This is a genomic window from Agromyces selenitireducens (assembly GCF_052748465.2).
The window spans coordinates 2,832,118-2,855,363 of record NZ_CM188259.1 but is presented as its reverse complement, the minus strand read 5'-3'; the positions used below and the strand labels follow the sequence as shown (position 1 = coordinate 2,855,363).

Annotated in this window: 20 protein-coding genes and 1 riboswitch; of the genes, 15 read left to right on the top strand and 5 right to left on the bottom strand. The window is 72.3% G+C overall.

What is annotated here, in order from left to right; all coding sequences use genetic code 11:
• Positions 1–238: 238 nt before the first annotated feature.
• Both ACULK4_RS13375 and ACULK4_RS13370 read left to right on the top strand, forming a co-directional pair.
• Positions 239–877 (top strand): response regulator, encoded by a 639-nt coding sequence (locus tag ACULK4_RS13375; protein ID WP_445966076.1) that lies wholly within the window; start codon positions 239–241, stop codon positions 875–877.
• A 16-nt stretch (positions 878–893) separates the two neighbouring features.
• The gene (locus tag ACULK4_RS13370) at positions 894–2,795 is read left to right on the top strand and encodes a sensor histidine kinase (protein ID WP_445966075.1); all 1,902 of its coding nucleotides are present in this window, start codon (positions 894–896) and stop codon (positions 2,793–2,795) included.
• Between the two features lie 21 nt (positions 2,796–2,816).
• Here the strand turns inward: ACULK4_RS13370 and ACULK4_RS13365 are convergent, their stop codons facing one another.
• Together ACULK4_RS13365 and ACULK4_RS13360 are read right to left on the bottom strand one after the other, a co-directional pair.
• Complete coding sequence (locus ACULK4_RS13365; RefSeq protein ID WP_445966074.1) at positions 2,817–3,131, bottom strand: MGMT family protein; 315 nt, start codon at positions 3,129–3,131, stop codon at positions 2,817–2,819.
• A 27-nt stretch (positions 3,132–3,158) separates the two neighbouring features.
• Complete coding sequence (locus ACULK4_RS13360) at positions 3,159–3,617, bottom strand: GNAT family N-acetyltransferase (protein WP_445966073.1); 459 nt, start codon at positions 3,615–3,617, stop codon at positions 3,159–3,161.
• A 163-nt stretch (positions 3,618–3,780) separates the two neighbouring features.
• Between ACULK4_RS13360 and ACULK4_RS13355 the strand changes: the two genes are divergently transcribed.
• The 9 genes from ACULK4_RS13355 (at position 3,781) to ACULK4_RS13315 (ending at position 15,067) form a co-directional block, all read left to right on the top strand.
• A complete protein-coding gene (locus ACULK4_RS13355; RefSeq protein ID WP_445966072.1) occupies positions 3,781–4,998 on the top strand; it encodes an NADP-dependent isocitrate dehydrogenase in 1,218 nt (405 codons plus the stop codon).
• Between the two features lie 191 nt (positions 4,999–5,189).
• Positions 5,190–7,070, top strand: a complete 1,881-nt coding sequence (locus tag ACULK4_RS13350) for a heavy metal translocating P-type ATPase (RefSeq protein WP_445966071.1) — start codon at positions 5,190–5,192, stop codon at positions 7,068–7,070.
• Between the two features lie 157 nt (positions 7,071–7,227).
• The gene (locus ACULK4_RS13345) at positions 7,228–8,361 is read left to right on the top strand and encodes an ROK family transcriptional regulator (protein WP_445966303.1); all 1,134 of its coding nucleotides are present in this window, start codon (positions 7,228–7,230) and stop codon (positions 8,359–8,361) included.
• A 70-nt stretch (positions 8,362–8,431) separates the two neighbouring features.
• Entirely contained in the window at positions 8,432–9,697 is a 1,266-nt protein-coding gene (locus tag ACULK4_RS13340) for an extracellular solute-binding protein (RefSeq protein ID WP_445966070.1), read from the top strand.
• A gap of 175 nt (positions 9,698–9,872) precedes the next feature.
• A complete protein-coding gene (locus tag ACULK4_RS13335; protein ID WP_445966069.1) occupies positions 9,873–10,871 on the top strand; it encodes a carbohydrate ABC transporter permease in 999 nt (332 codons plus the stop codon).
• Complete coding sequence (locus ACULK4_RS13330) at positions 10,868–11,770, top strand: carbohydrate ABC transporter permease (RefSeq protein WP_445966068.1); 903 nt, start codon at positions 10,868–10,870, stop codon at positions 11,768–11,770. The genes ACULK4_RS13335 and ACULK4_RS13330 overlap by 4 nt, the downstream gene beginning before the upstream one ends.
• Positions 11,767–13,341, top strand: a complete 1,575-nt coding sequence (locus ACULK4_RS13325; RefSeq protein WP_445966067.1) for a glycoside hydrolase family 3 protein — start codon at positions 11,767–11,769, stop codon at positions 13,339–13,341. The genes ACULK4_RS13330 and ACULK4_RS13325 overlap by 4 nt, the downstream gene beginning before the upstream one ends.
• Complete coding sequence (locus tag ACULK4_RS13320) at positions 13,338–14,297, top strand: ROK family protein (protein ID WP_445966066.1); 960 nt, start codon at positions 13,338–13,340, stop codon at positions 14,295–14,297. The genes ACULK4_RS13325 and ACULK4_RS13320 overlap by 4 nt, the downstream gene beginning before the upstream one ends.
• Positions 14,282–15,067, top strand: a complete 786-nt coding sequence (locus tag ACULK4_RS13315) for a glucosamine-6-phosphate deaminase (RefSeq protein ID WP_445966065.1) — start codon at positions 14,282–14,284, stop codon at positions 15,065–15,067. Before ACULK4_RS13320 ends, ACULK4_RS13315 begins: the two co-directional genes overlap by 16 nt.
• A 300-nt stretch (positions 15,068–15,367) precedes the next feature.
• Here the strand turns inward: ACULK4_RS13315 and ACULK4_RS13310 are convergent, their stop codons facing one another.
• A complete protein-coding gene (locus ACULK4_RS13310) occupies positions 15,368–15,961 on the bottom strand; it encodes a TetR/AcrR family transcriptional regulator (RefSeq protein ID WP_445966064.1) in 594 nt (197 codons plus the stop codon).
• A gap of 98 nt (positions 15,962–16,059) precedes the next feature.
• Between ACULK4_RS13310 and ACULK4_RS13305 the strand changes: the two genes are divergently transcribed.
• Positions 16,060–17,274: a hypothetical protein gene (locus ACULK4_RS13305; RefSeq protein WP_445966063.1), complete on the top strand. Its 1,215-nt coding sequence runs from the start codon at positions 16,060–16,062 to the stop codon at positions 17,272–17,274.
• A 108-nt stretch (positions 17,275–17,382) separates the two neighbouring features.
• On the top strand, positions 17,383–17,745 hold the full coding sequence (locus tag ACULK4_RS13300) for a YrdB family protein (protein ID WP_445966062.1): 363 nt from the start codon (positions 17,383–17,385) through the stop codon (positions 17,743–17,745).
• A gap of 50 nt (positions 17,746–17,795) precedes the next feature.
• Here the strand turns inward: ACULK4_RS13300 and purU are convergent, their stop codons facing one another.
• Positions 17,796–18,686 carry a formyltetrahydrofolate deformylase gene (gene purU / locus ACULK4_RS13295; RefSeq protein WP_445966061.1) on the bottom strand — a complete coding sequence of 297 codons (891 nt, stop codon included), beginning with the start codon at positions 18,684–18,686 and terminating at the stop codon, positions 17,796–17,798.
• A 176-nt stretch (positions 18,687–18,862) separates the two neighbouring features.
• Here purU and ACULK4_RS13290 point away from each other — a divergent pair, with 176 nt between their 5' ends.
• Entirely contained in the window at positions 18,863–20,119 is a 1,257-nt protein-coding gene (locus ACULK4_RS13290) for an MFS transporter (RefSeq protein WP_445966060.1), read from the top strand.
• A 286-nt stretch (positions 20,120–20,405) separates the two neighbouring features.
• Here ACULK4_RS13290 and ACULK4_RS13285 read toward each other — a convergent pair whose 3' ends face one another.
• Positions 20,406–21,584 carry an N-acetylglucosamine-6-phosphate deacetylase gene (locus ACULK4_RS13285; RefSeq protein WP_445966059.1) on the bottom strand — a complete coding sequence of 393 codons (1,179 nt, stop codon included), beginning with the start codon at positions 21,582–21,584 and terminating at the stop codon, positions 20,406–20,408.
• 66 nt (positions 21,585–21,650) lie between these two features.
• Positions 21,651–21,731, top strand: a riboswitch (ZMP/ZTP riboswitch).
• Positions 21,732–21,804: 73 nt separating this feature from the next.
• Here ACULK4_RS13285 and glyA point away from each other — a divergent pair.
• On the top strand, positions 21,805–23,121 hold the full coding sequence (glyA, locus tag ACULK4_RS13280; protein WP_445966058.1) for a serine hydroxymethyltransferase: 1,317 nt from the start codon (positions 21,805–21,807) through the stop codon (positions 23,119–23,121).
• Positions 23,122–23,246 lie beyond the last annotated feature (125 nt).

The following is a 23,246-nucleotide window of genomic DNA, read 5'->3' as shown; positions in this document are numbered from 1 at the left end:
GGCGCCTGCGATGCCGCGCGGCATGCAGGGACGCGGCGATCCCAGCGTGGCACGACGGTGCCCCGACCCGCACGCCGCGTTGGCCGTCGGTGCGCGGTTGTCCCCAGAACGGGGACCGCGCGGGCCCCGCCCGGACGCGGTAGCCTCGCGGTGGGCGGCGCATGGACGTCGACGGCTGACGCACGCCTTCGAGTGGAGGGGTTGCATGGCACAGGCCGGAGAAGAGCCAAGCCTGCGCGTGGCGATCGCAGACGACGCGTTGCTGCTGCGCGAGGGCATCGCGAAGGTGCTCGAGGGCGGCGGCATCGAGGTCGTGGCATCCGTGGGCACCGCCGACGAACTGCTCGCGGTGCTCGACGGCGACGACCTCGACGCGGCGATCCTCGACATCCGCATGCCCCCGACGCATCGCGACGAGGGCATCGTCGCGCTCGAGCGCATCCGCGAACGCGGCGACGACCTCGGCGTGCTGCTGCTGTCGATGTACGCCACGCCCGAGTACGCCCTGCGCGTCATGGGTGCGGGCAGCGGCACGGGGTACCTGCTGAAGGAGCGCGTGTCCGAGCCGCAGACGCTCGTCCGCGCCGTCGAGACCGTCGCCTCGGGCGGGTCGGTCGTCGACCCCGAGGTCGTCGAGCAGCTCGTCAAGCGCACGCGCGCCGACGACCCCCTCGCCCGGCTCACCGAGCGCGAGCGGTCGGTCCTCGAACTCATGGCGCAGGGCTACTCCAACGGCGGCATCGCCCAGACCCTGTTCCTCGGGCTGAAGACCGTGGAGACCCACGTTCGCAGCATCCTGCAGAAGCTCGACCTCGAGGAGTCGCCCGAGCACCACCGCCGCGTGCTCGCCGTGCTCACGCTCCTCGGCGAACGCTAGGGGTGGGGCGCCCGTGATGGCGCACGGAGACCGCCGCCGCGTCGCGCGTCGCACGGCGATCATCGCCGTCGCCGTCGCGTTCAGCCTGTGGATGGAGATCGCCGGCTTCCTCGCCACGCCGGTGGCGGAGCAGCGGGAGGTCGCGTACGTCACGCTGCACGCGACCGTGCCGCTCGTGTTCGCCGCCTGCGCCGGCGTCGCCTGGGCGATCGGCCCCACCGCCGTGCCGGCCCGGCTGATGATCGCCTTCGTGTTCCTGTGGATCCCGCAGTCGATCTTCCAGGTGATCGGCGGCATCGGATGGCTCTGGCCGGTCGTGCGCGGCATCGACCTCGTCTGGGCCGTCATCTCGGGCCTGCTCGTGCTCGTGTACCCGCGCGGATGGCTCGGCGACCGGTTCGACCGCGTGGTCGCGACCACGGCGGTCGTGGCATCCGTCGTCAACCTCGCGGCGGTGCTCGCGCTCGCCGGACCCGACGCGGCCCCGTGCGACTGCGTGGCGAACCCGTACCGGATCGCGGAGGCGCCCCTGCTGTTCGCCCTCGTCGACTACGGCTACCGCGTCATCGGCGTGGGCCTCGCGCTCGTCATCGCGGCACGGCTGCTCGTTCGGTGGGTGCGGGGGAGCGTGCCCGCCCGCGCGGTCGCGTTCCTCATGCCGATCTCGCTGTTCGCGTGGGCCCTCGCCATCGCGGTGCAGGCAACTGGCTACATCACCTCCACCTCGACGGGGATGGTCATCGACACGATCGCGCTGCTCGCGATGGCGGCGGTTCCGGTCACCTTCGTCGCGGGCATCGCGCACACCCGCAACATGCGCGCACGCGTCGCGGACCTCATGCGCATCACGCGCGAGGGCGCCGATCGCGGGTTGTGGGCCGAGTCGCTCGCGCGCACGCTCCGCGACGACAGCGTGCGCGTGTTCTGGTGGGACGAGGAACGTGGCCGGTACGTCGACGCCGCCGGCAAGCTCATCGACTCGCAGGAGGAGGGCCGCGGCCACAGCATCCTCCCGGTCGCGTCGCCGTCCGGCCTGCCCATCGCCCTCATCCGCCACGACCGCGTGCTCACCGACAACATGCGGCTGCTCGACGGCGTCTCGAGCGCGCTCAGGCTGTCGGTCGACAACGGCCGGCTCCGTTCCGACCTCGAGCGCACCCTCGACCAGGTGCGGCAGTCGCGCCAGCGCATCGTCGAGGCGGGCGACGAGGCCCGGCGACGCATCGAGCGCGACCTCCACGACGGGGCGCAGCAGCAGCTCGTCTCCCTCGGAATGCGGATCCGGCTCGCGGCGAACACCGCCCGCGCCGCCGGCGAGGACCAGCTCGCGGAGGACCTGGAGGATGCGATCGCGAACCTCAACCAGGGACTCAAGGAACTCCGCGAGCTCGCCCACGGCATCCACCCGAGCCTGCTGTCGCAGGGCGGGCTCGCGCTCGCCGTGCCCGAGCTCGCCGGTCGCTGCCCCGTACCGGTCGAGGTCGACGTGCAGGCCGACGGCCGCCTGCCCGAGCTCATCGAGTCGACGGCGTACTTCGCGATCGCCGAGTCGCTCGCGAACATCGCCAAGCACTCGCAGGCGACGCGGGCGTGGATCCGCGCGGTCGTGGAGGACGACCACGTCGTGATCGAGGTGCGCGACAACGGCGTCGGCGGCGCGTCGCTCGAGGCAGGGTCCGGCGTGCTCGGCATCGCCGACCGGATCGAGGCGGTCGGCGGCGAGCTCGACCTCGAGAGCCCACGCGGTTCGGGCACGACCGTGACGATGCGGATGCCGCTGCATCCTCCCGTCACGGACGCCCCGGTCGCGTCCGGCGCAGCACCGCTCGGCGCAGCCGAACCCGGGGAGCCCGCGTCCGACGCCCCCGGCGCCGGGGGCGTGCCCGCGGGCGGGATCGGCTCACCGCTCGACGCCTGAGCGTCGCACAGGCTCGCCGGTTCAGCCGTTCCAGCGGCACGTCGCGAGGTCGATGCGGTAGCCGTCGTCGTCGGCGGCGGGGCGCAGCGGCACGCCCTCGGCGTCGTAGTGCGGCCGGGCCGACTCCGCGTGCCCGGCCGGCGGCCTGCCGCCCGCGCGCACGACACGCCACCACGGCACGGAGTGCCCGTACCGCGCCATGACCTGGCCCACCGCGCGCGCCCCGCGCGAGCCGAGCACCGCCGCGACGTCGCCGTAGGTCATGACCCGCCCGGGCGGGATGTCGTCGACCACGGCGAGCACCGCCTCGACGAAGCCGTCGCCGGGCCGTGGCATCCGTCGCCCCTCGAACGCGGGGGCGGGTCAGCTCGCCAGTTCGAGCGCGCCGATGACGTCGCCGTACTGGGTCTCGCCGATGTCTCGGAAGCCGATGCGGTGGAAGAACTCGCCGGGACCCTCTTCGCCGGGCTCCCACAGCACGGTGATGCGGTCGAAGCCGCGACGCTTGGCCTCTTCGGCGAGGGCGTGGGCGAGGAAGCGGCCGACGCCCTTGCCCTGCGCCTCGGCGTCGACGTTGATGCGCCAGATGCAGGCGCGGAACTCCTCGTGCTCGTTCTCGGGGTCGAAGTTGCCGTGGATGAAGCCCACGACCCTGTCGTCGTTCAGCGCGACGCGCTGCCAGGCGGTCGCCGGGTTGACGACCGCGGTCTCGGCGGCGTAGGTGACGGGGGCGATGAACTGCTCCTGCCCGGGCTTCAGCGACAGGTTGTTCGCGGCCACCACGTTCGTCGCGTTCAGTTCTTCCAGTCGCAGTTCAGCCATGCACGGCACTCTATCCGCTCGCCCCGCACGCCGGGTAGCCGAGCTCGATCTCTCGATGTCGAGATATTCGGCCGAACCGGTAAGCTGGCAGGCGGCGTGTCGGACACCCCCGAGACTTCCTCGCTTTTCCAGCAATCCCACGAGATCCCAAGGAGACCGCCCCTTGTCGAAGATCAAGGTCGAAGGCACCGTCGTAGAACTCGACGGCGACGAGATGACCCGCATCATCTGGCAGGCCATCAAGGACCAGCTCATCCACCCGTACCTCGACGTGAACCTCGAGTACTACGACCTCTCCATCCAGAAGCGCGATGAGACCGACGACCAGATCACGGTCGACGCGGCCAACGCGATCAAGAAGCACGGCGTCGGCGTCAAGTGCGCCACCATCACGCCCGACGAGGCCCGCGTCGAGGAGTTCGGCCTGAAGAAGATGTGGCGGTCGCCGAACGGCACGATCCGCAATATCCTCGGCGGCGTCATCTTCCGCGAGCCGATCATCATCTCGAACATCCCGCGGCTCGTGCCCGGCTGGAACAAGCCGATCATCGTCGGCCGCCACGCGTTCGGCGACCAGTACCGCGCCACCGACTTCAGGTTCGACGGGCCCGGCACCCTCACCATGACCTTCACCCCGCAGGACGGCTCGGAGCCGCAGCAGTTCGAGGTGTTCCAGGCGCCCGGCTCGGGCGTCGCGATGGGCATGTACAACCTCGACGACTCGATCCGCGACTTCGCACGCGCCTCGCTCAACTACGGCCTCGATCGCAACTACCCGGTGTACCTCTCGACGAAGAACACCATCCTCAAGGCGTACGACGGCCGCTTCAAGGACATCTTCCAGGAGGTGTTCGACAGCGAGTTCAAGTCGAAGTTCGACGAGGCCGGCATCACCTACGAGCACCGCCTCATCGACGACATGGTCGCGGCGTCGCTCAAGTGGGAGGGCGGCTACGTCTGGGCGTGCAAGAACTACGACGGCGACGTGCAGTCCGACACCGTCGCGCAGGGCTTCGGCTCGCTCGGCCTCATGACCTCGGTGCTCACCACGCCCGACGGGAAGATCGTCGAGGCCGAGGCGGCGCACGGCACGGTCACGCGCCACTACCGCCAGCACCAGCAGGGCAAGCCCACCTCGACGAACCCGATCGCCTCGATCTTCGCCTGGACGCGCGGCCTCGCGCACCGCGGCAAGCTCGACGGCAACCAGGAGCTCATCGACTTCTCGCACACGCTGGAAGGCGTCGTGGTCGAGACCGTCGAGTCCGGCGCCATGACGAAGGACCTCGCCCTCCTCGTCGGACCCGAGCAGGAGTACCAGACGACCGAGCAGTTCCTCGACACGATCGACGCGAACCTCAAGGCGCGCCTGTCCGCCTGAGCCTCGACGCTCCCGTTCGAAGGGGTCGGATGCCGCGGCATCCGGCCCCTTCGCCGTGCCGCCGCCCGCCCGTGGAGGAACTTCCGCCCTCCGGTCGGCGTGTCGCGCTGCGACGCGCCGGGGCCGGACGATTCTTGCTGCGTTCGCCGAGGCGGGAAACGAGCGGCCGCGGATCGGGGAGGATGGAGGGCATGGCCCGCGCCACCCGTCTCGTCCGCCGCTACCCGGTCGTCGCGCTCACGCTCGCGATCGGGCTGCTCGGGGCCGTCCTCGCGCTCGCGGGCGCCGGTTGGCTGGTCGCGTGGATCTTCAGCGCGTACGCCCTCGCGGTCGCGGCATGGCAGGCCGTCGGAATGGTGCGCGACATCCTGCGCGGGCACTGGGGGCTCGACGTGCTCGCGGTCACCGCGATCGTCGCCACGGTCCTGGTGGGGGAGTACGTCGCGTCGATCATCGTGGTGCTGATGCTCACGGGCGGCGAGGCGCTCGAGGACTACGCGGGCCGGCGCGCCAAGCGCGAGCTCGACGCACTGCTGGCGCGCGCGCCGCAGCACGCGCACCGCGTCGTCGACGACCATTTCGTCGACGTGCCCATCGACGACGTGGTCGTCGGCGATGTGCTGCTCGTTCGGCCGAGCGAGATCGTGCCCGTCGACGGCACGCTGCGATCGGACGAGACCGCGGTCGACGAATCGTCGATCACGGGCGAGAGCCTGCCCGTCGAGAAGCGGGCCGGCGACGAGATGCTGAGCGGATCGGTCAACGGACACGTCGCCGTGCAGATGGTCGCCACCGCGCGTGCGGAAGACAGCCAGTACCAGCAGATCGTGGCGCTCGTCGCCGGGGCGGCCGCGAGCAAGGCGCCCGTCGTGCGGCTCGCCGACCGCTACGCCGTGCCGTTCACCGCGTTCTCGCTGCTGCTCGCCGGCGTCGCCTGGTGGCTGTCGGGCGACCCGGTGCGGTTCGCCGAGGTGCTCGTGCTCGCGACGCCCTGCCCGCTGCTCATCGCCGCGCCCGTGGCGTTCATGGGCGGCATGAGCCGTGCCGCGCGCAACGGCGTCATCGTCAAGGGCGGGGGAGTGCTCGAGCAGCTGGCCCGCGCCCGCACCGCCGTGTTCGACAAGACCGGCACGCTCACGCACGGCGCGCCCGAGCTCGTCGCGATCCGGCCCGAGGCCGGCTTCGACGCCGACGGACTGCTGGCGCTCGTTGCATCCGCCGAGCAGTACTCGTCGCACGTGCTGGCCGCGTCGATGATCGAGGCCGCGACCGCGCGCGGGCTGGCACTGACCGAGGCGGATTCCGCTCGCGAGGCCGCGACGAACGGCGTCGTCGCGCGCATCCGCGACCGCGAAGTCGTCGTCGGCAAGTACGCGTTCGTGCTCGAGCACGCCCCGGCGGCGCGCCGGACGGACATCGGGCCGGGCGAACTCGCGGTGTACGTCGCCGTCGGCGGCCGGTATGCCGGGGCGCTGCTCGCGCGCGACCGCCTCCGCGACAACGCCCGCGAGACGCTCGCGCGCCTGGACGCGCTCGGCGTGCGGCACACGATGATGCTCACCGGCGACGCGCAGGCCACCGCCGACCACATCGCCGCCGAGCTCGGCATCGAGCGCGTGCGCGCCGAGTGCCTTCCCGCCGACAAGGTCCGCGAGGTCGCCGCGATCGCCGAGCGCCCGGTGATCATGGTGGGCGACGGCGTGAACGACGCACCCGTGCTCGCCGCGGCCGACGTGGGGATCGCGATGGGCGCGCGCGGCGCGACCGCGGCGAGCGAGTCGGCCGATGCGGTGATCCTCGTCGACGACGTCTCGCGCACCGCGAAGGCCGTCGAGGTCGGGCGCGACACAGTGCGGATCGCGCTGCAGAGCATCTGGCTCGGCATCGTCGTGAGCGTCGCGCTGATGGTCGTCGCCGCGTTCGGGTTCATCCCGGCGACGGCGGGCGCGCTCCTCCAGGAGTTCGTCGACCTCGCGGCGATCCTGTTCGCATTGCGGGCCATCGGAGGGCGTCGCGATGCCGCGACGGCGGCGCCCGCCCGGCAGCGCGCCGCGGCATCCGCTCACCGCTGACACCGCGAAGCCGAAACGTCACGGCTCGGTAACGAGCGAGCGAATTCCACGTCGAGCCTTGCGACGAATTTGTTCGTAAGGTTTACTAACAAACGTGACCGCAACGGAGACCACCCGCACCCAGCCCCAGGCGCCCGCCGCACACGGCGGCGGGGCGCTGTTCGCCGATCGCGCGCTGCGGGCCTCCGGAAAGGTGCTCCCCGAGCACGCGCGCAGCCACAACCGCTCGCTCGTGTTGCAGACCCTCTACACGCAGGGTGCGCAGAGCCGCGCGGATGTCGCCCGCGGGACCGGCCTCACGCGCGTCACCGTCTCCGACCTCGTGGCAGAGCTCATCGTCGAGGGCCTGGTCGTCGAACTCGGCCAGCGCGAGGACGCCCGCCCCGGCAAGCCCGCGACCCTCATCGACGTCGACCGGGCCGGCTTCCACATCGTCGCGCTCGACCTGTCGGAGCACACGCGCTTCCGCGGGGCGGTGCTCGACCTCGACGGCGGCGTGGTCGCACGCGCCGAGGTCGCCCTCGACGGCGCGACCGGCGAGCGCGCGTTCGCGCTCATCGTCGAGCTCCTCGACGGACTCCTCGCCCTCACCACCGCGCGCGTGCTCGGCATCGGCGTCGGTTCGCCCGGCGTCGTCGAGCCGAACGGCGTCGTCCGCTCCGCTCCGAACCTCGGCTGGACCGACCTGCCCCTGCAGGAGCGCCTCGCGGCCGCGTTCCACCTCCCGGTGCACGTCGCGAACGACGCGAACGTGGCCGTGCTCGCCGAGCACGCGACCGCACCCGGCGACCTCATCCTCGTGAAGGTCGGCCACGGCGTCGGCGCCGGCCTCATCGTCGGCGGCCGTCCCGTGCTCGGCGCCGGATCCGCAGCGGGCGAGATCGGGCACGTCGTCGTCGGCACCGACGGTGGCCCGACCTGCGCGTGCGGCAAGGACGGATGCCTCGAGGCGTGGCTCGCCGTGCCGCGCCTCAGCGCCGAGCTCGAACGGCTCGGCACGACGGATGCCGCGGCATCCGCTCGCGAAGAGACCCTGCGGGAGGCGGGCCGGCGCCTCGGCATCGTGCTCGCCCCCGTCGTCGGTGCGCTGAACCTCTCCGAGGTCGTGCTCAGCGGACCGGCGGAACTGCTTGACGGGCCGCTGCTCGACGCGGCCGTCGAGACGCTCCGGAAACGGACCATGGCGGAACACCACCGTGATCTGAGGCTCCGGATGACCGCGCACGGGCAGGACATCGTCCTGCGCGGCGCGGCCGTCATGGTCCTGTCCGGGCAACTCGGGGTCTCCTAGCAGGCCCGCCCCGCACCAAGGGTGAGCGCACCCCCGCTCTCGCCCCACTCCCATCGAAAGGAACCCAGCAATGAGGAAACTCGGCATCGTGGCGCTCGGCGCCGCTGCTGCACTCACCCTCGCCGGTTGCGCCACCACCGGAAGCGACGCCGCTTCCGAGGAGGGCGCAGAGATCCGCGTCTGGCTCGTCGGCACCGACACGCCCGACGCCGCGCGCGAGTACCTGGTCGAGACGTTCGAAGAGGAGCACCCCGGCTCCACGCTGGTCATCGAGGAGCAGTCGTGGGACGGTCTCGTGGACCGCCTCACCACGAGCCTCTCCGGCTCCGACAGCCCCGACATCGTCGAGGTCGGCAACACGCAGGCCTCCGCCTTCACCTCGGCGGGCGCGTTCATGGACCTGACCGAGCACTACGACGAGCTCGGCGGCGACGACCTGCTGCCCGGCTTCGTGGAGGCCGGCTCGTACGACGAGAAGTTCTATGCCGCCCCGCTGTACTCGGGCGCACGCCTGGTGTTCTACAAGAAGGACGCACTCGCGGCATCCGGCCTCGACGTGCCCGCCACGCTCGACGAATACATCGCGCAGGGCGTCCAGCTCGCCCAGGACAACCCCGGCAAGTCGGGCATCTGGTGGCCCGGCCAGGACTGGTACAACGCGCTGCCCTACATCTGGGAGAACGGCGGCGAGGTGGCGGTGCCCGACGGCGACGCGTGGGACGCCCAGCTCTCGAGCGACGAGTCGGTCGCCGGCCTCGAGCAGGTCCAGCAGGTCATGACCGAGGCCTCCCTCGCACCGAAGGACGGCAACGAGACCAACCCGCAGGTCGGCTACTGCGACGGCACCACGCTGCAGCTGTCGGCACCGAGCTGGGTGAAGTGGTCGATCCTCGCGCCGGCCGACGCCGAGACCCCCGGCTGCCCGGAGGAGGAGGCCAACCTCGGCGTCTACGCCCTCCCCGGTGCCGACGGCGACGCGGCACAGGTGTTCGCCGGCGGCTCGAACATCGGCATCTCGGCGAACTCGCAGCACCCCGAGCTCGCGCTCGACGCGCTGAAGATCATCCTGTCCGACGAGTTCCAGACGATCTACGGCGAGAACGGCCTCGTTCCCGCCAAGCTCTCGCTCGCCGACACCCTCGGCACCGACGAGGTCGCGCAGGCGATCGCCTCGGCCGCGGGCAACGCCAAGCTCACCCCGGCATCGCCGAAGTGGGCCGACGTGGAGGCCGCCGGGATCCTGCAGGACCTCTTCGTGAAGATCGCGCAGGGCGGCGACGTCCAGGCGCTCGCGGAGGAAGCCGACCAGAAGATCGAGGACATCCTCAACGGCTGATCGGTTCCGATCCGGTGCGGCCGCGCGCAGAATGACGTTGCGGCCGCACCGACCTCCAGGCCCGGGCCGGCAGCCGCCCGCACACGCTGCCGGCCCGGAACCATGAGCGGGCGGCGTCCCGCGGCATCCGTTCCACCGTCACCGGCGCTGTCGCCGTCGAACGCAGGAGATCCCCATGACCACCACCGACAGCGGCCCCTCCCCGGCCGTGAGCTCGGTCGACGGCGAGCGCCTCGTCGCGCCGCAGCCGGAGCCCCAGCGGCCCGCCCGACGTCGCCGTCGGCGCGCCGGCGGGCTCACCCCCTACGCGCTTCTCGTGCCCGCGTCGATCGTGCTCGCCGCGATCGTCGGCTGGCCGCTCGTGCAGCTGCTCATCACCTCGATGCAGGAGTTCGGCCGGGCCCAGGTGTTCGGCGCCCCGCCCGAGTGGGTGTGGTTCGACAACTACGTGTCGGTCCTCACCGACCCCGACTTCTACGCGGTCCTCGGCCGCAGCCTGGTGTTCGCCGCCGCGTGCGTCGTCATCACGATGACGCTCGGCACCCTCGTCGCGCTGCTGCTGCAGCGGCTGCCCAAGGGCTTCCGCCTCCTGCTCTCGCTCGGACTGCTGCTCGCGTGGGCGATGCCGCCCCTTTCGGCCACGATCGTGTGGGGCTGGATGTTCGACACCGACTACGGCGTCGTCAACTCGGTGCTCGTGAACACGTTCGGGCTCGAGCAGTACACGCAGCACTCCTGGCTCATCGAGCCGCTCAGCTTCTTCCTCGTCGCGGGCGTGATCATCGTCTGGGGCGCGGTGCCGTTCGTCGCGTTCGCGCTCTACGCCGGGCTCACCCAGGTGCCCGACGAGGTGCTCGAGGCGGCGCAGCTCGACGGCGCCGGCGGGCTCAGCCGATTCCGCCTCATCATCTTCCCGTACCTCAAGCCGATCTTCCTCATCACGACGATCCTGCAGATCATCTGGGACCTCAAGGTCTTCACGCAGATCTTCGCGCTGCAGGACATCGGCGGCATCCGCGAGCAGACCAACACGCTCGGGGTGTACATCTACCAGGTGTCGATCGCCGGCGGCGACTTCGGCACGGGCGGCGCGATCGCCGTCATCACCGCGATCATCCTCATGTCCATCTCGCTCTACTACGTGCGACAGACCGTGAAGGAGGAGGAGCTGTGAGCGCCGCCACCCTCGCCACGCCGACCGGCCGCCAGGCCGCCGCTCCCGCCCGCCCGCGCCGCCGCATCCGCCCCGCCACCATCGGCTGGAGCGCCCTGTCGGTCGTGCTGTTCGCCCTCTTCTCGTTCCCCGTGTACTGGATGGTGAACACCTCGTTCCAGCCGAACAACGAGATCCGCGGGTCCGACATCCACTTCTGGCCCGACAACTTCACGCTGCGCAACTACGAGACGGTGCTGTTCGATCCGGGCCGCACGCCCTTCATGCCGGCCGCCGCGAACTCGCTCATCGTGACCCTCACCACCGTCGCGGTCGCGCTGATCTTCGCCTTCCTCGCCGCGCTCGCGGTCACGAGGTTCCGGTTCAAGAGCCGTCGCACCTTCATCATCGTGATCCTCGTCGTGCAGATGATCCCCGGCGAGGCGATGATCGTCTCGATCTTCCGGGTCATCGACGGATGGCAGCTCCTGAACACCCTGATCGGCCTCACGATCGTGTACGTGGCGACCGTGCTGCCCTTCACGATCTGGACGCTTCGCGGGTTCGTCAACGGCGTGCCGGTCGACCTCGAGGAGGCGGCGATGATCGACGGATGCTCCAGGTCTGGCGCGTTCTGGCGGGTCACGTTCCCGCTGCTCGCGCCGGGCCTCGTGGCGACGGGCGTGTTCGGGTTCATCCAGGCGTGGAACGAGTTCGTGATCGCGCTGGTGCTGAACGCGCGCCCCGAGATGATGACCCTGCCCGTGTGGCTGCGCACGTTCCTCGTCGCGAACGGCACGACCAACTGGGCGGCGATCATGGCCGGGTCGACCCTCATGGCCATCCCCGTGATCGTGTTCTTCCTCATCGTGCAGGGACGCATGACGAGCGGCCTCGTGAGCGGAGCGGTCAAGGGATGAGCGCCGCGATCCACGGCGGCGCACCCGAGGGCCTGCGCCGCGACATCCTCACGACGCTGCTGCCCGGATTCATCGGACCGGTCGCGCCCGAGTGGCTGCTCGCGCTGCTGCGGGAGGGTCTCGGCGGGGTGTGCCTGTTCGCCACGAACGTCGCCTCCGCGGTACAGCTGGTCGCACTCTCCGAGTCCCTGCGGGAGGCGAACCCGCTCGCGGTCGTCGCGATCGACGAGGAGGGCGGCGACGTCACGCGCCTGTTCGCCGACCGCGGCGCGCCGTACCCCGGCAACGCCGTCCTCGGCCGCATCGACGACGTCGTGCTCACCCGCGCGATCGGCCGCGCCGTCGGCGACGCCCTGGCGGCGGCGGGCTGCACCATGACGTTCGCGCCGGATGCCGACATCAACTCGAACCCGCTCAACCCCGTGATCGGCGTGCGCAGCTTCGGCGCGACGTCCGAGCTCGTCGCCCGTCACACCGCCGCGTGGATCGAGGGCGTGCAGTCGGCCGGCATCGCCGCGAGCGCGAAGCACTTTCCGGGCCACGGCGACACGGCGACCGACTCGCACCTCGCGCTGCCCGTCGTCGACCTGCCGCTCGAGCGGCTGCGCGAGCGCGAGCTCGCGCCGTTCCGCGCCGCCATCGAGGCCGGCACGCGCACGATCATGACCTCCCACATCCTGCTCCCGCACCTCGACGCGGAGCATCCCGCCACCCTGTCTCCCCGCATCCTGCAGGGCCTGCTCCGCGGGGAGCTGGGCTACGAGGGCGTCATCGTCTCCGACGCCCTCGACATGGCCGGGGCGAGCGGCGTGCACGGCATCCCCGCCGCTGCCGTGCACGCGCTCGCTGCCGGCTGCGACCTGCTCTGCATCGGCACCGGCAACACCGCCGAGCAGATGGAGGAGATCGTCGCGGCGATCGAGGCCGCGGTGGCCTCGGGGCGGCTCCCGGCCGAGCGGGTCACGGATGCCGCGGGACGCGTGCGCGCGCTCGCGGCGGCGCCCGCCTCGGGGCCTGTCCCGGCGCCGGGTTCCGGTGCCGCGACGGATGCCGCGGCATCCGCCGCACCGACGACCCTGCCCGACGACCTGCACGCCCGCATCGCGGCGTCGTTCCACGTCGCGCCGGCTGCGCTCGAGCGGCTGGCGGGCGCCGGCCGGTTCGGCACGGTCGTGCGCATCGACACCGTCGCGAACATCGCCGTCGGCGAGGTGCCGTGGGGTCCGTTCGCGCTCGTCGCGGCGCCCGACCGCGCTCGCCCGGCTCCGGCCTGGTTGACGGATGCCGCGGTCGTGCCGCTCGACGCGGCGAACCCGCTCGCCGACCCGGCCGGCCTCGCCGGACCCGTGCTCGTCGTGGGCAAGGACCTGCACCGGCATCCGTTCGCCGTCGACGCGATCGCACGGCTGCGCGCCGCACGCGACGACGTCGTGACGGCCGATCTCGGCTGGCCGAGCGACGACCTCGGCCTCGCCGACGTCGCCACGTTCGGCGCGTCACGCGCGGTCGCCGAGGCGTTCGCGACGGTCATCGACGAGGCACTGCGCGCCGCCCCCGCGGAGGTCTCGTGAGACTCGGCATCGACATCGGCGGCACCAAGACCGCGGCCGTCGCGATCGGCGACGACGGCGCGCTCACCGAGCAGGTGCGCATGCCCACGGGCTTCGGCGCCGACGCGGTCGTCGAGACGGCGCTGCGCACCGTCGAGCGGATGTCGCTGCTCACGGGCGTCGACCCGGGCGCGTTCCGCTCCATCGGCATCGGGATCCCGGGCTCGGTCGACAGCGCCACCGGCCGCGTCGCGCACGCGGTGAACCTCGGGCTCGAGGGACTCGACCTCGGCCCCCGCCTCTCGGAGCGCCTCGGCGTCGACGTGCGCGTCGAGAACGACGTGAAGGCGGCCGCGCTGGGCGCGCACCACCTGCTCGGCCTGGCCGACGGCATCCGCGCCCACTCGATGGCGTACCTCAACCTCGGCACGGGGCTCGCGGCCGGGATCGTGCTCGACGGGCACCTGCTGCGCGGCGGACGCGGCGTCGCGGGCGAGATCGGCCACATCCCCGTGGACCCGGCGGGTGCGGCGTGCCCGTGCGGGCAACGCGGCTGCCTCGAGACGATCGCATCGGGTTCGGCGCTCGCCGCATTGTGGCCGAGCACGCACCGGTATCCGAGCCTCGAGCTGTTCGACCGCGCGGATGCCGGCGACCCCGCCGCCGCCCTGGTGCGGGAGCGCTTCCTCACGGGCGTCGCCTCGGCGGTGCGCCTGCTGGCACTCACGACGGATGTGGACGACATCGTCATCGGCGGCGGGCTCGCCGCGCTCGGCGATCGCCTGCTTGACGGCACCCGCGGGGTGCTCGCGGACTGGGCGGCGGGCTCCGCGTTCCTCGCGTCGCTCGACCTGCCGCGCCGAGTGCAGGTGATCCCGCGCGGGTTCCCGGCGGCTGCGGTCGGCGCCGCGCTCGTCGGCGAGGAGCTCGCGGGGCTCGAGGATCCCGAGGAGGAGCCGGCATGGCAGAGGTCGTGATCGTCGCGTCCGAGGACGAGGCCGGCGAGCTCGCGGCATCCGTCGTCGTCGAGCTGGTCCGGCGCGTCCCCGACGCGGTACTGGGCCTCGCGACGGGGTCGACCCCGCTGTCGACGTACCGGGCCCTGGCCCGGCGGATCACGGACGAGCGGCTCGACGTGTCGCGCGTGCGCGGATTCGCGCTCGACGAGTACGTCGGCCTGCCCGCCGGACACCCCGAGTCGTATCGTGCGGTCATCGCGCGCGAGGTCGTCGGGCCGCTCGGCCTGACGCCGGCGCTCGTGCACGTGCCGAGCGGCGACCCGACCACGATCGCCGAAGCCGCCGACGACTACGAGCGGGCGATCGAGGCGGCCGGGGGAGTGGACGTCCAGATCCTCGGGATCGGGCGCACCGGGCACATCGGGTTCAACGAACCGGGTTCCTCGCTCGCCTCGCCGACGCGCGTGAAGACCCTCACCGAACAGACCCGCGCCGACAACGCCCGGTTCTTCGACTCGCCCGAGGACGTGCCCATGCACTGCATCACGCAGGGCATCGGCACGATCCTGCGCGCGCGGCACCTGGTGCTGCTCGCGTTCGGTGCGTCCAAGGCGCGCGCGATCGCGGACGCCGTCGAGGGACCGGTCTCGGCGAGTCGCCCCGGTTCGGCGATCCAGCTGCATCCGCACGCGACCGTGATCGTCGACGAGGCGGCCGCGGCCGACCTCGAGCACGCCCCGTACTACCGGCACGCGTGGGCGAACAAGCCCGGCTGGCAGGGCGTCTGACGGTCGTGGTCGACGGATGCCGCGGGATCCCGGTCGCACCGGAGTGCGTCGTCGCGGCTGCCCGTGAGCCGCGTCGCGTGTTCGGGGAACGGTTTTCGTCCGGCTCGTGTGAGCAGGGCCTCACATGAGGCCGCGCTGAGGGATGCCGCGGCATCCCCGGTCGCGCCAAGCATGCGATGGAGCCGCGGCCTCGTGCGAGCAGGGCCTCACATGAGGCCGCGCTGACACGAGCCGGCTGGAATCTCGCCCCGATCGCCGTACGGCGCGTGACCAGGGCGCCGGCCGAGCGGGGATGAGGGCCTAGCGGGGGATGAGCGTGCGCACCGTGGCGAGGTAGGCGTCCTCGTCGAACTCGGCGAGCACCGCGCGCTGCACCATGAACCCGGGCGCGAGCCCCATGAGGACCGGGACCGCGCGGCGTGCATACCCCTCGGGGTCGTCGCCGGCGAGTTCGGGGTTCGCCGTGGCCCACTCGACCACGAGCCCGCCCAGCATCCGCCGGATCGTCGCGAGGGTCCGCTGCACGAGCTCGCGCAGGCCGGGGTCGATCGCCGCCTCGGCCCAGACCTGGAGGAAGAGGCTGGGGCTGAGCGCTTCGTGCCGCATGCCGTCGATGAGTGAGGCCATCACCTCGCCGGGCGCGAGCGGGCCGTGATCGGCGCGGAGCTCCTCGAGCTCGACCGATCGGGCGGAGAGCACGCGGTGCACGACGGCGGCGAAGAGCTCGTCCTTCCCGGCGTAGTGGCCGTAGATCGCGCCGGCCGAGAGACCGGATGCCGCGATGATGTCGGCCATCGACGTGCCGCGGAAGCCCTTCGCCGCGAAGCAGCCCAGGGCGGCGTCGACGATCTCGGAACGCCTGGCCTCGCGGTAGGCCTCGGTCACCTTCGGCATCCACGCCTCCTTCCCCAGAGCGGTCGGACCGGCTCTTGACGATCCTAGGTGCTGGGTCCATTATAAAGAACGAACATTCGTTTTGAATAGGAGTGGTCATGCAAGCACACACCGCATCCCACGTGCGGACCCCGTACGGACGGGCCATCGGCGTCGGCGCAGCGCTCTCGCTCGTCGTGGGCCTGATCGTCCTGGCGTTCGCCTGGCCGTCGGTCACCGCCGAGCCGAAGGACCTCCCCGTCGCGATCGCGGGACCCGACGCCACCGTCGAGCAGGCAGAGTCGCGCGTCGCCGAGCAGTCCGACGGGGCCGTCGCGTTCGACCGCGTCGACGACCGCGACGCGGCGATCGCCGCCATCGAGCGACGCGACGTCTACGGCGCGATCGTCCTCGGTGAAGCGCCCACCGATGCGCCCGAGGTCCTCGTCGCCTCGGCGGCGAGCCCCCTCGTCGCGCAGACCCTCACGGGCGTGGCTGCCGAGCTTCAGCAGGGCATCGACGCGCAACTGCGCGAGCAACTGCCGAGCGTCCTGCAGGCGACCCTGCAGGACGCGATCGCCGCCGCCGTGCAGGCCGCCCTCGCCCAGGCATCCGGCCAGGCCCCGGCCACGCCGCCCGCCCCGCCGAGCGTGCCCGAGCTGCCCGAGGTCACCGTCACCGTCACCGACGTCGTCCCGCTCGCCGACACCGACCCGCGCGGCACGGGGCTCGCGGCAGCGATGTTCCCCATCGTGATCGGCGGCCTGCTCGGCGGCATCGGGATCTCGCTCGTCGTGATCGGCGCCGCGCGCCGGGTCGTGGCGGTGGTCGCGTACGCTGCCGCCGCGGGCCTGGTCCTCACCGGCATCCTGCAGGGCTGGTTCGGAGCGCTCCAGGGCGACTTCTGGCTGAACAGCGGCGCGATCGCACTCGCGATGGCCGCGATCGCCGCGCCCATCGTCGGCTTCGTCGCCCTCATGGGCCGCGCCGGCATCGCGCTCGGCGCCCTCACGTTCCTGCTCGTGGCGAATCCGATCTCGGCGGCGGCGATCCCGGTCGAGTTCCTGCTCGAGCCGTGGGGCGCCATCGGGCAGTGGTTCCCGCCCGGGGCCGCGGCGACCCTGCTGCGCGACCTGTCCTACTTCCCGGCTGCCGGTGCCGCGTTCCCGTGGCTCGTGCTCGCGACGTGGGCAGTCGGCGGCATCGCGCTCGCCCTCGTGGGGCACTTCCGCACCGCGGGAGGCGCCGAGCCCGACGCGGAGGCGACGCACGCCGACGAGCCGGCACCCGCACAGCCCGCGGCGGCCGAGCGGGAGGCGACGCCGGTCGCCTGAGGCGCTGCCGCGGCATCCGTCGCCTTCGGGTGGGCGGATGCCGCGGCGTCGTCGCCGAACGCGAAGCGGATGCCGCGGCATCCGTTCGCGCGGTTAGGCTTGAACCTCGTGAGCGACGCCACTCCCGACACGCCCCAGGTGGGGTTCAACGACCTGCTGCGGTTCCTCCTCGAGGTCTTCGCGATCGTGACGCTCGGCATCTTCGGCTTCGTCGCGTTCGAACTGCCGTGGCCGGGCGTGCTGCTCGGCATCGGCCTGCCGCTCGTCGCGATCCTGCTGTGGGCGCTGTTCCGCTCGCCGAAGGCCGTGTTCCGCGTCGACCCGTTCGTGAAGGCGCTCGTCGAGATCGCCGTGTTCTCGAGCGCGGCGATCGCGTGGTGGGTCATGGGCCAGCCGGTGATCGCGGTCGTCTTCGGCGTGGTCGCCGCGGTCAGCGGCATCATCAACGGGCGCCGCGAGTTCGGCGGTTGACGCCGTCCGGTGGTCGGTGACCGCCTGCGGCGAATCGAGACCCGCCCGCGTCAGCGGAAGATGACGGTGCGCTGTCCGTCGAGCAGCACGCGCCGCTCGGCGAACCACTTCACGGCCTGCGAGAGCGTGCGGCTCTCCTCGTCCTGACCGATCGCGACGAGCTCGGCGACGGTGCAGGAGTGCTCGACGCGGACCACGTTCTGCTCGATGATCGGCCCCTCGTCGAGGTCGCTCGTGACGAAGTGCGCGGTCGCGCCGATGAGCTTCACGCCCCGCGCGTGCGCCTGACGGTACGGGTTCGCGCCCTTGAAGCCGGGCAGGAACGAGTGGTGGATGTTGATGCACCGGCCCGCGAGCGCGTCGCACAGCTCAGGGGAGAGGATCTGCATGTACCGGGCGAGCACGACGAGCTCGATGTCGTGCTCCTCGACGACCTCGAGGATCCGGCGCTCGAAGGCCGCCTTCGTCTCGGGGGAGACCACGGCCTCGGACTCGAACGGAACGCCGTAGAAGTCGACGAGGTCGCGCAGCGTGCCGTGGTTCGACAGCACGAGCGGGATCTCCACCGGCAGCTGCCCCGCGTGCTGGCGGAACAGCAGGTCGTTGACGCAGTGCCCCGCGGTCGACGCCAGCACGAGGGTGCGCAGCGGCCGGCCGACCTCGTCGAGGTGCAGCTCCATGCTCCACCGGTCGCGCACGGGCGCGAGGGCGGCCTCGAACTCGGCGCGGTCGGCGGGCGACTCGACCTGCACGCGCATGAAGAAGCGACCGGTGTCGTGGCTGGCGAACTGCTGGCTCTCGGTGATGTTCCCGCGCGCGGCGACGATCGCGCCGCTCACCGCGTGCACGATGCCCGGTCCGTCGATGCAGCTCAGCGTGACGACCCAGTGGTACAGGTGCGTGCCGGCGGCATCCGCGGTGTCGGTGGCGTCCGTGGTCATCCGGCCAGCGTACCCGCCTGTCTCGCAGCGTTCCGGGCGTTCAGGCAGCGCACGGATGCCGCGCGGTAGACTGCTCCCGGTCGTGTGGTCACCACCGGCCCCGGGCGCGCACGTGAGCGCGTAGTCGACCCGCCGCAGGCATCGCCGCGAGCGGGGAACGCCGTCGGATGAAGTCCATGCCGATCACCTCCTCGTCGCGCGCCGTCGCGACCCCCACCACCTCCATGCCCTGGAAGCCGCTCGTCGCGCTCGCCGCGGCCGTGTTCCTGTCCATCACCATCGAGATGATCCCGATGGGGCTCCTCCCCGAGATGAGCGCCGACCTCGGTGTCGGCGAGCCGCTCGTGGGCCTGCTCGTGTCGGTCTTCGCGTTCGCGGTCGTCGTGACGTCCGCCCCGCTCACCGCGCTCACGCAGCGGATGCCGCGGCGCACCCTCCTCACGGCCGTGCTCGTGCTCCTCGCCCTGACCAGCATCGCGAGCGCGCTCGTGCCCGAGTACTGGATGCTCGTCGTGGTCCGCGTGCTCGGCGGCGTCGCGCACGGCGTCTTCTGGGCGCTCGTCGGCGCCTACCCCGCGCGGCTCGTGGCGCACGGCCAGCTCGGACGCGCCGTCTCGACCGTGCTCGGCGGCGGCACCATCGCGCTCATCGCCGGCGTGCCGATCTCGACCGCGCTCGGCCAGGCGATCGGCTGGCGTCCGGTATTCGCACTCGTCGGCGTCGTGACGCTGGCCGGTGCGCTCGTGGTCCGTGCGGTGCTGCCGACGGATGCCGCGGCCCCCGCCGCACCCCGGCCGGCGACCGGCTCGACCGCCGCGATCCGCGTCGCCGCCGGCGGCGGCATGAAGGCGGTGCTCATCGTGTGCGTCGTCACCGCGGTCGTCATGATCGGACAGTACGCGGCGCTCACGTACGTCGCCCCCATCCTGACCGAGGTCGTCGGAGCGTCGCCGGAGGCGGTCGCGCCGCTGCTGTTCGCGTCCGGACTCGCGGGCGCTGCGGGCCTCATCGTGGCCGGCAGCCGGGTCGCGCGCAACAGCGTGCGTGCCCTCGTCGTCGCGATGACGGCCATCGCCGTCGCGCTCGTCGTCATGGCCGCCGAGCCAGGGTTGTGGCCTGCGATCATCGCCTACACGGCGTGGGGGTTCGCGTTCGGCGCGGTGCCGCCGCTACTACAGACCCGCCTGCTGCAGGCCGCGCCGCCCGAGCGGCGGGATGCCGCCAGCGCCCTGTACACGACCGCGTTCAACGTCGGCATCGGCGGCGGCGCGCTGCTCGGCGGAGCGCTGTTCGGTGCGTTCGGCGTCGGCGCGGTGCCGCTCGCGTACGCGGTGATGCTGGTCGCGGCATCCGTCATCGTCGTCGTGTCGGCCACGCGCAGCGCTGCCGTGCGCGTGCCAGCGGCGACGCGTTCGGTGGGGTCGACCTCGTAGACCCGGTTCCCGGCCCGGCCCGGCCCGGCCCGGTCCCGCGCCGGCCGGACGCACTACACCCGCCCGTGCGCGCTCGGGTGAATCATGGCATCCTCACAGTGAGCTCACGGGTTCGGCGCGGCAGGATGGTCGTGCGGCCGCAATTCGGGTCGGCCGCCGTCGACGCAGGTCCATCGGGGGATGGGGTTCAGGAGTCGACAACCGGGCCGGGTGCGCGGAGGCGAAGGGGAACAGGCCTCCGCCCCGGCCCGACGGCATTCCTCCGAGCCCACCGCCGTTCGCCCGCTCAGGAGAGGCGCTCGCCGGCACCCCACACGGCTGTGATCTCGAGCTCGTCGTCGAGCAGCACCGCGTCGGCGGCGAATCCCACGTCGAGGCGGCCCAGGTCGTGCGCGCGTCCGATCGCGGCGGCGGGCGTGTCGGTCAGGGCGGTGATCGCGTCGGCGAGCTCGACGCCGCTGTCGATCACCGCGCGGCGCAGCGCGGCGTCCTGCGTGAGCGTCGATCCCGCGATCGCACCGCCGTCGGCCAGACGCGCGACGCCGTCGACCACGTCGACCTCGAGCGAACCCAGCACGTATCGCCCATCGGCCGACCCGGTCGCGGCCATGGCATCCGTCACGAGCGCCACGCGGCCGGCCGCACCCGCGAACGCCAGCCGGACCACATCGGGGTGCACGTGCACGCCGTCGCCGATGACCTCGAGCGTCACGTGATCGGCGTGCATCGCCGCGACCACTGGCCCCGGCGCTCGGTGGTGGATGCCGCGCATGCCGTTGAACGCATGCGTGAGGATCGACGCGCCCGCCTCGAACGCGCCGAGGGCGGTCGCGAAGTCGGCGCCCGTGTGCCCGACCGCCACCGCGACGCCCTCGTCGACGAAACGGGCGATCGCCTCGGCGGCGCCGTCGTGCTCGGGGGCGATGGTGATCTGCCGCAGCGTGCCGGCCGCGGCTTCGAGCAGGCGGTCGACGGATGCCGCATCCGCGACCCGCAGCAGGGCAGGATCGTGCGCGCCGCGGAACTCGTGGTCGAGGAACGGCCCCTCGAGGTGCGAGCCCAGCAGCAACGGGTCGGATGCCGCGACGCGCGCGATCGCCGCGAGCCGCGACTCGAGCTCGTCGAGCCCGGCGGTGACGAGCGACAGCACCGTGCGGGTCGTGCCGTGCGCGCGGTGCGTCGCGAGCACCGTGCGGATCGCATCCTCGCCGTGGTCGGCGGACGCCCCGCCGCCGCCGTGGCAGTGCAGGTCGATGAACCCGGGCGCGAGCCAGCGGCCCGCGGCATCCGTCACCGTCGTCTCCTGCCGATCCCCGCCGACGGGATCGAGCCCGGCGCGCCAGTCGTCGCCCACGCCGCGCGCCGCGATGCGGTCGCCCTCGAACCGCACCCACGCCTCGGGCACGACGTCGCCCCCTGACACCAGGCGGGCGGAGTGGATCACGTTCACGCGCGGGGAACTCACCCGCTCACGCTATCCCGCGTCGCGCGGTGACGTGCGGCGTGCGGGCGCGGCATCCGTTGGTATGCTTGCCAGCGTCGCGACTGGCGTTGAGATGGCTACCATCGGGGAGCGACTGGCACGGACCGACCGCACGCCTGGGCCGGTACGCGAAGCCTCGGGGCGCGAGTCGCGCACGAGGCGATTTCCGCAGGTCCGAATGTCATCTTCGAAGGAGCCAGTCTTGGCCGAATCACTCATCACCGACGCGCCCGGCACCGCCGCCGGCGCCGACTCCGTCTTCAACAGGCCGCTCGCCGAGGTCGACCCCGAGATCGCCGAGGTGCTCGAGCAGGAGCTGAACCGCCAGCGCTCCACGCTCGAGATGATCGCGAGCGAGAACTTCGTCCCGGTGTCGGTGCTCCAGTCGCAGGGCTCGGTGCTCACCAACAAGTACGCCGAGGGCTACCCCGGTCGCCGCTACTACGGCGGCTGCGAGTACGTGGATGTCGCGGAGACGCTCGCGATCGAGCGTGCCAAGTCGCTGTTCGGCGCCGCGTACGCCAACGTGCAGCCCCACTCGGGCGCGACCGCGAACGCGGCCGTGCTGTCGGCGATCGCCACGCCGGGCGACACGATCCTCGGCCTCGAGCTCGCGCACGGCGGCCACCTCACGCACGGCATGAAGCTGAACTTCTCGGGCAAGCTCTACAACGCCGTGTCGTACGGCGTCGACCCCGAGACGTTCCTCATCGACATGGACGCGCTGCGCGACAAGGCCCGCGAGACCCGGCCGCAGGTCATCATCGCCGGCTGGTCGGCGTATCCGCGCCACCTCGACTTCGCCGCGTTCCGCGAGATCGCCGACGAGGTCGGCGCGAAGCTCTGGGTCGACATGGCCCACTTCGCCGGGCTCGTCGCCGCAGGCCTGCACCCCTCGCCCGTGCCGCACGCCGACGTCGTGTCGACGACCGTGCACAAGACGATCGGCGGTCCGCGCTCGGGCCTCATCGTGTCGCGCGACACCGAGCTGGCGAAGAAGCTCAACTCGAACGTGTTCCCCGGCCAGCAGGGCGGGCCGCTCATGCACGTGATCGCCGCGAAGGCGACCGCGTTCAAGATCGCCGCCTCCGACGAGTTCAAGGACCGCCAGGCGCGCACGCTGTCGGGTGCGCGGCTGCTCGCCGATCGCCTGACGGCGGACGACTCGCGCGCCGGCGGCGTCGACGTGCTCACGGGCGGCACCGACGTGCACCTCGTGCTCGCCGACCTGCGCACCTCCGAGCTCGACGGCCAGCAGGCCGAGGACCGCCTGCACTCGGTCGGCATCACCGTGAACCGGAACGCGGTGCCGTTCGACCCGCGCCCGCCGATGGTGACCTCCGGCCTGCGCATCGGCACGCCCGCGCTCGCGACCCGCGGCTTCGGCGACGCCGAGTTCGCGGAGGTGGCCGACATCATCGCGCTCGCGCTGCAGCCGTCGGCGGATGTCGCGGGGCTCCGCTCGCGCGTGGAGGCGCTGACCGAGGCGTTCCCGCTGTACCCGGGACTCCAGCAGTAGTCGCTCCGGCCGGGGCCGGGCGGGGATTCCGCCCGGCCCCGGCTTCCATTCGTCGAGAACGACCGCCGGTCGCACGCCGTCTCGTCGTAACGTAGGAACCCCGCGCGGTATGCCGGGCAGCGGCA

Coding starts and splice junctions, on each gene's coding strand:
- ACULK4_RS13370 (WP_445966075.1), top strand. CDS start 894: ATGGCGCACGGAGACCGCCGCCGCGTCGCGCGTCGCACGGCGATCATC.
- ACULK4_RS13365 (WP_445966074.1), bottom strand. CDS start 3,131: ATGCCACGGCCCGGCGACGGCTTCGTCGAGGCGGTGCTCGCCGTGGTC.
- ACULK4_RS13360 (WP_445966073.1), bottom strand. CDS start 3,617: ATGGCTGAACTGCGACTGGAAGAACTGAACGCGACGAACGTGGTGGCC.
- ACULK4_RS13350 (WP_445966071.1), top strand. CDS start 5,190: ATGGCCCGCGCCACCCGTCTCGTCCGCCGCTACCCGGTCGTCGCGCTC.
- ACULK4_RS13340 (WP_445966070.1), top strand. CDS start 8,432: ATGAGGAAACTCGGCATCGTGGCGCTCGGCGCCGCTGCTGCACTCACC.
- ACULK4_RS13335 (WP_445966069.1), top strand. CDS start 9,873: ATGACCACCACCGACAGCGGCCCCTCCCCGGCCGTGAGCTCGGTCGAC.
- ACULK4_RS13325 (WP_445966067.1), top strand. CDS start 11,767: ATGAGCGCCGCGATCCACGGCGGCGCACCCGAGGGCCTGCGCCGCGAC.
- ACULK4_RS13315 (WP_445966065.1), top strand. CDS start 14,282: ATGGCAGAGGTCGTGATCGTCGCGTCCGAGGACGAGGCCGGCGAGCTC.
- ACULK4_RS13310 (WP_445966064.1), bottom strand. CDS start 15,961: ATGCCGAAGGTGACCGAGGCCTACCGCGAGGCCAGGCGTTCCGAGATC.
- ACULK4_RS13305 (WP_445966063.1), top strand. CDS start 16,060: ATGCAAGCACACACCGCATCCCACGTGCGGACCCCGTACGGACGGGCC.
- purU (WP_445966061.1), bottom strand. CDS start 18,686: ATGACCACGGACGCCACCGACACCGCGGATGCCGCCGGCACGCACCTG.
- ACULK4_RS13290 (WP_445966060.1), top strand. CDS start 18,863: ATGCCGATCACCTCCTCGTCGCGCGCCGTCGCGACCCCCACCACCTCC.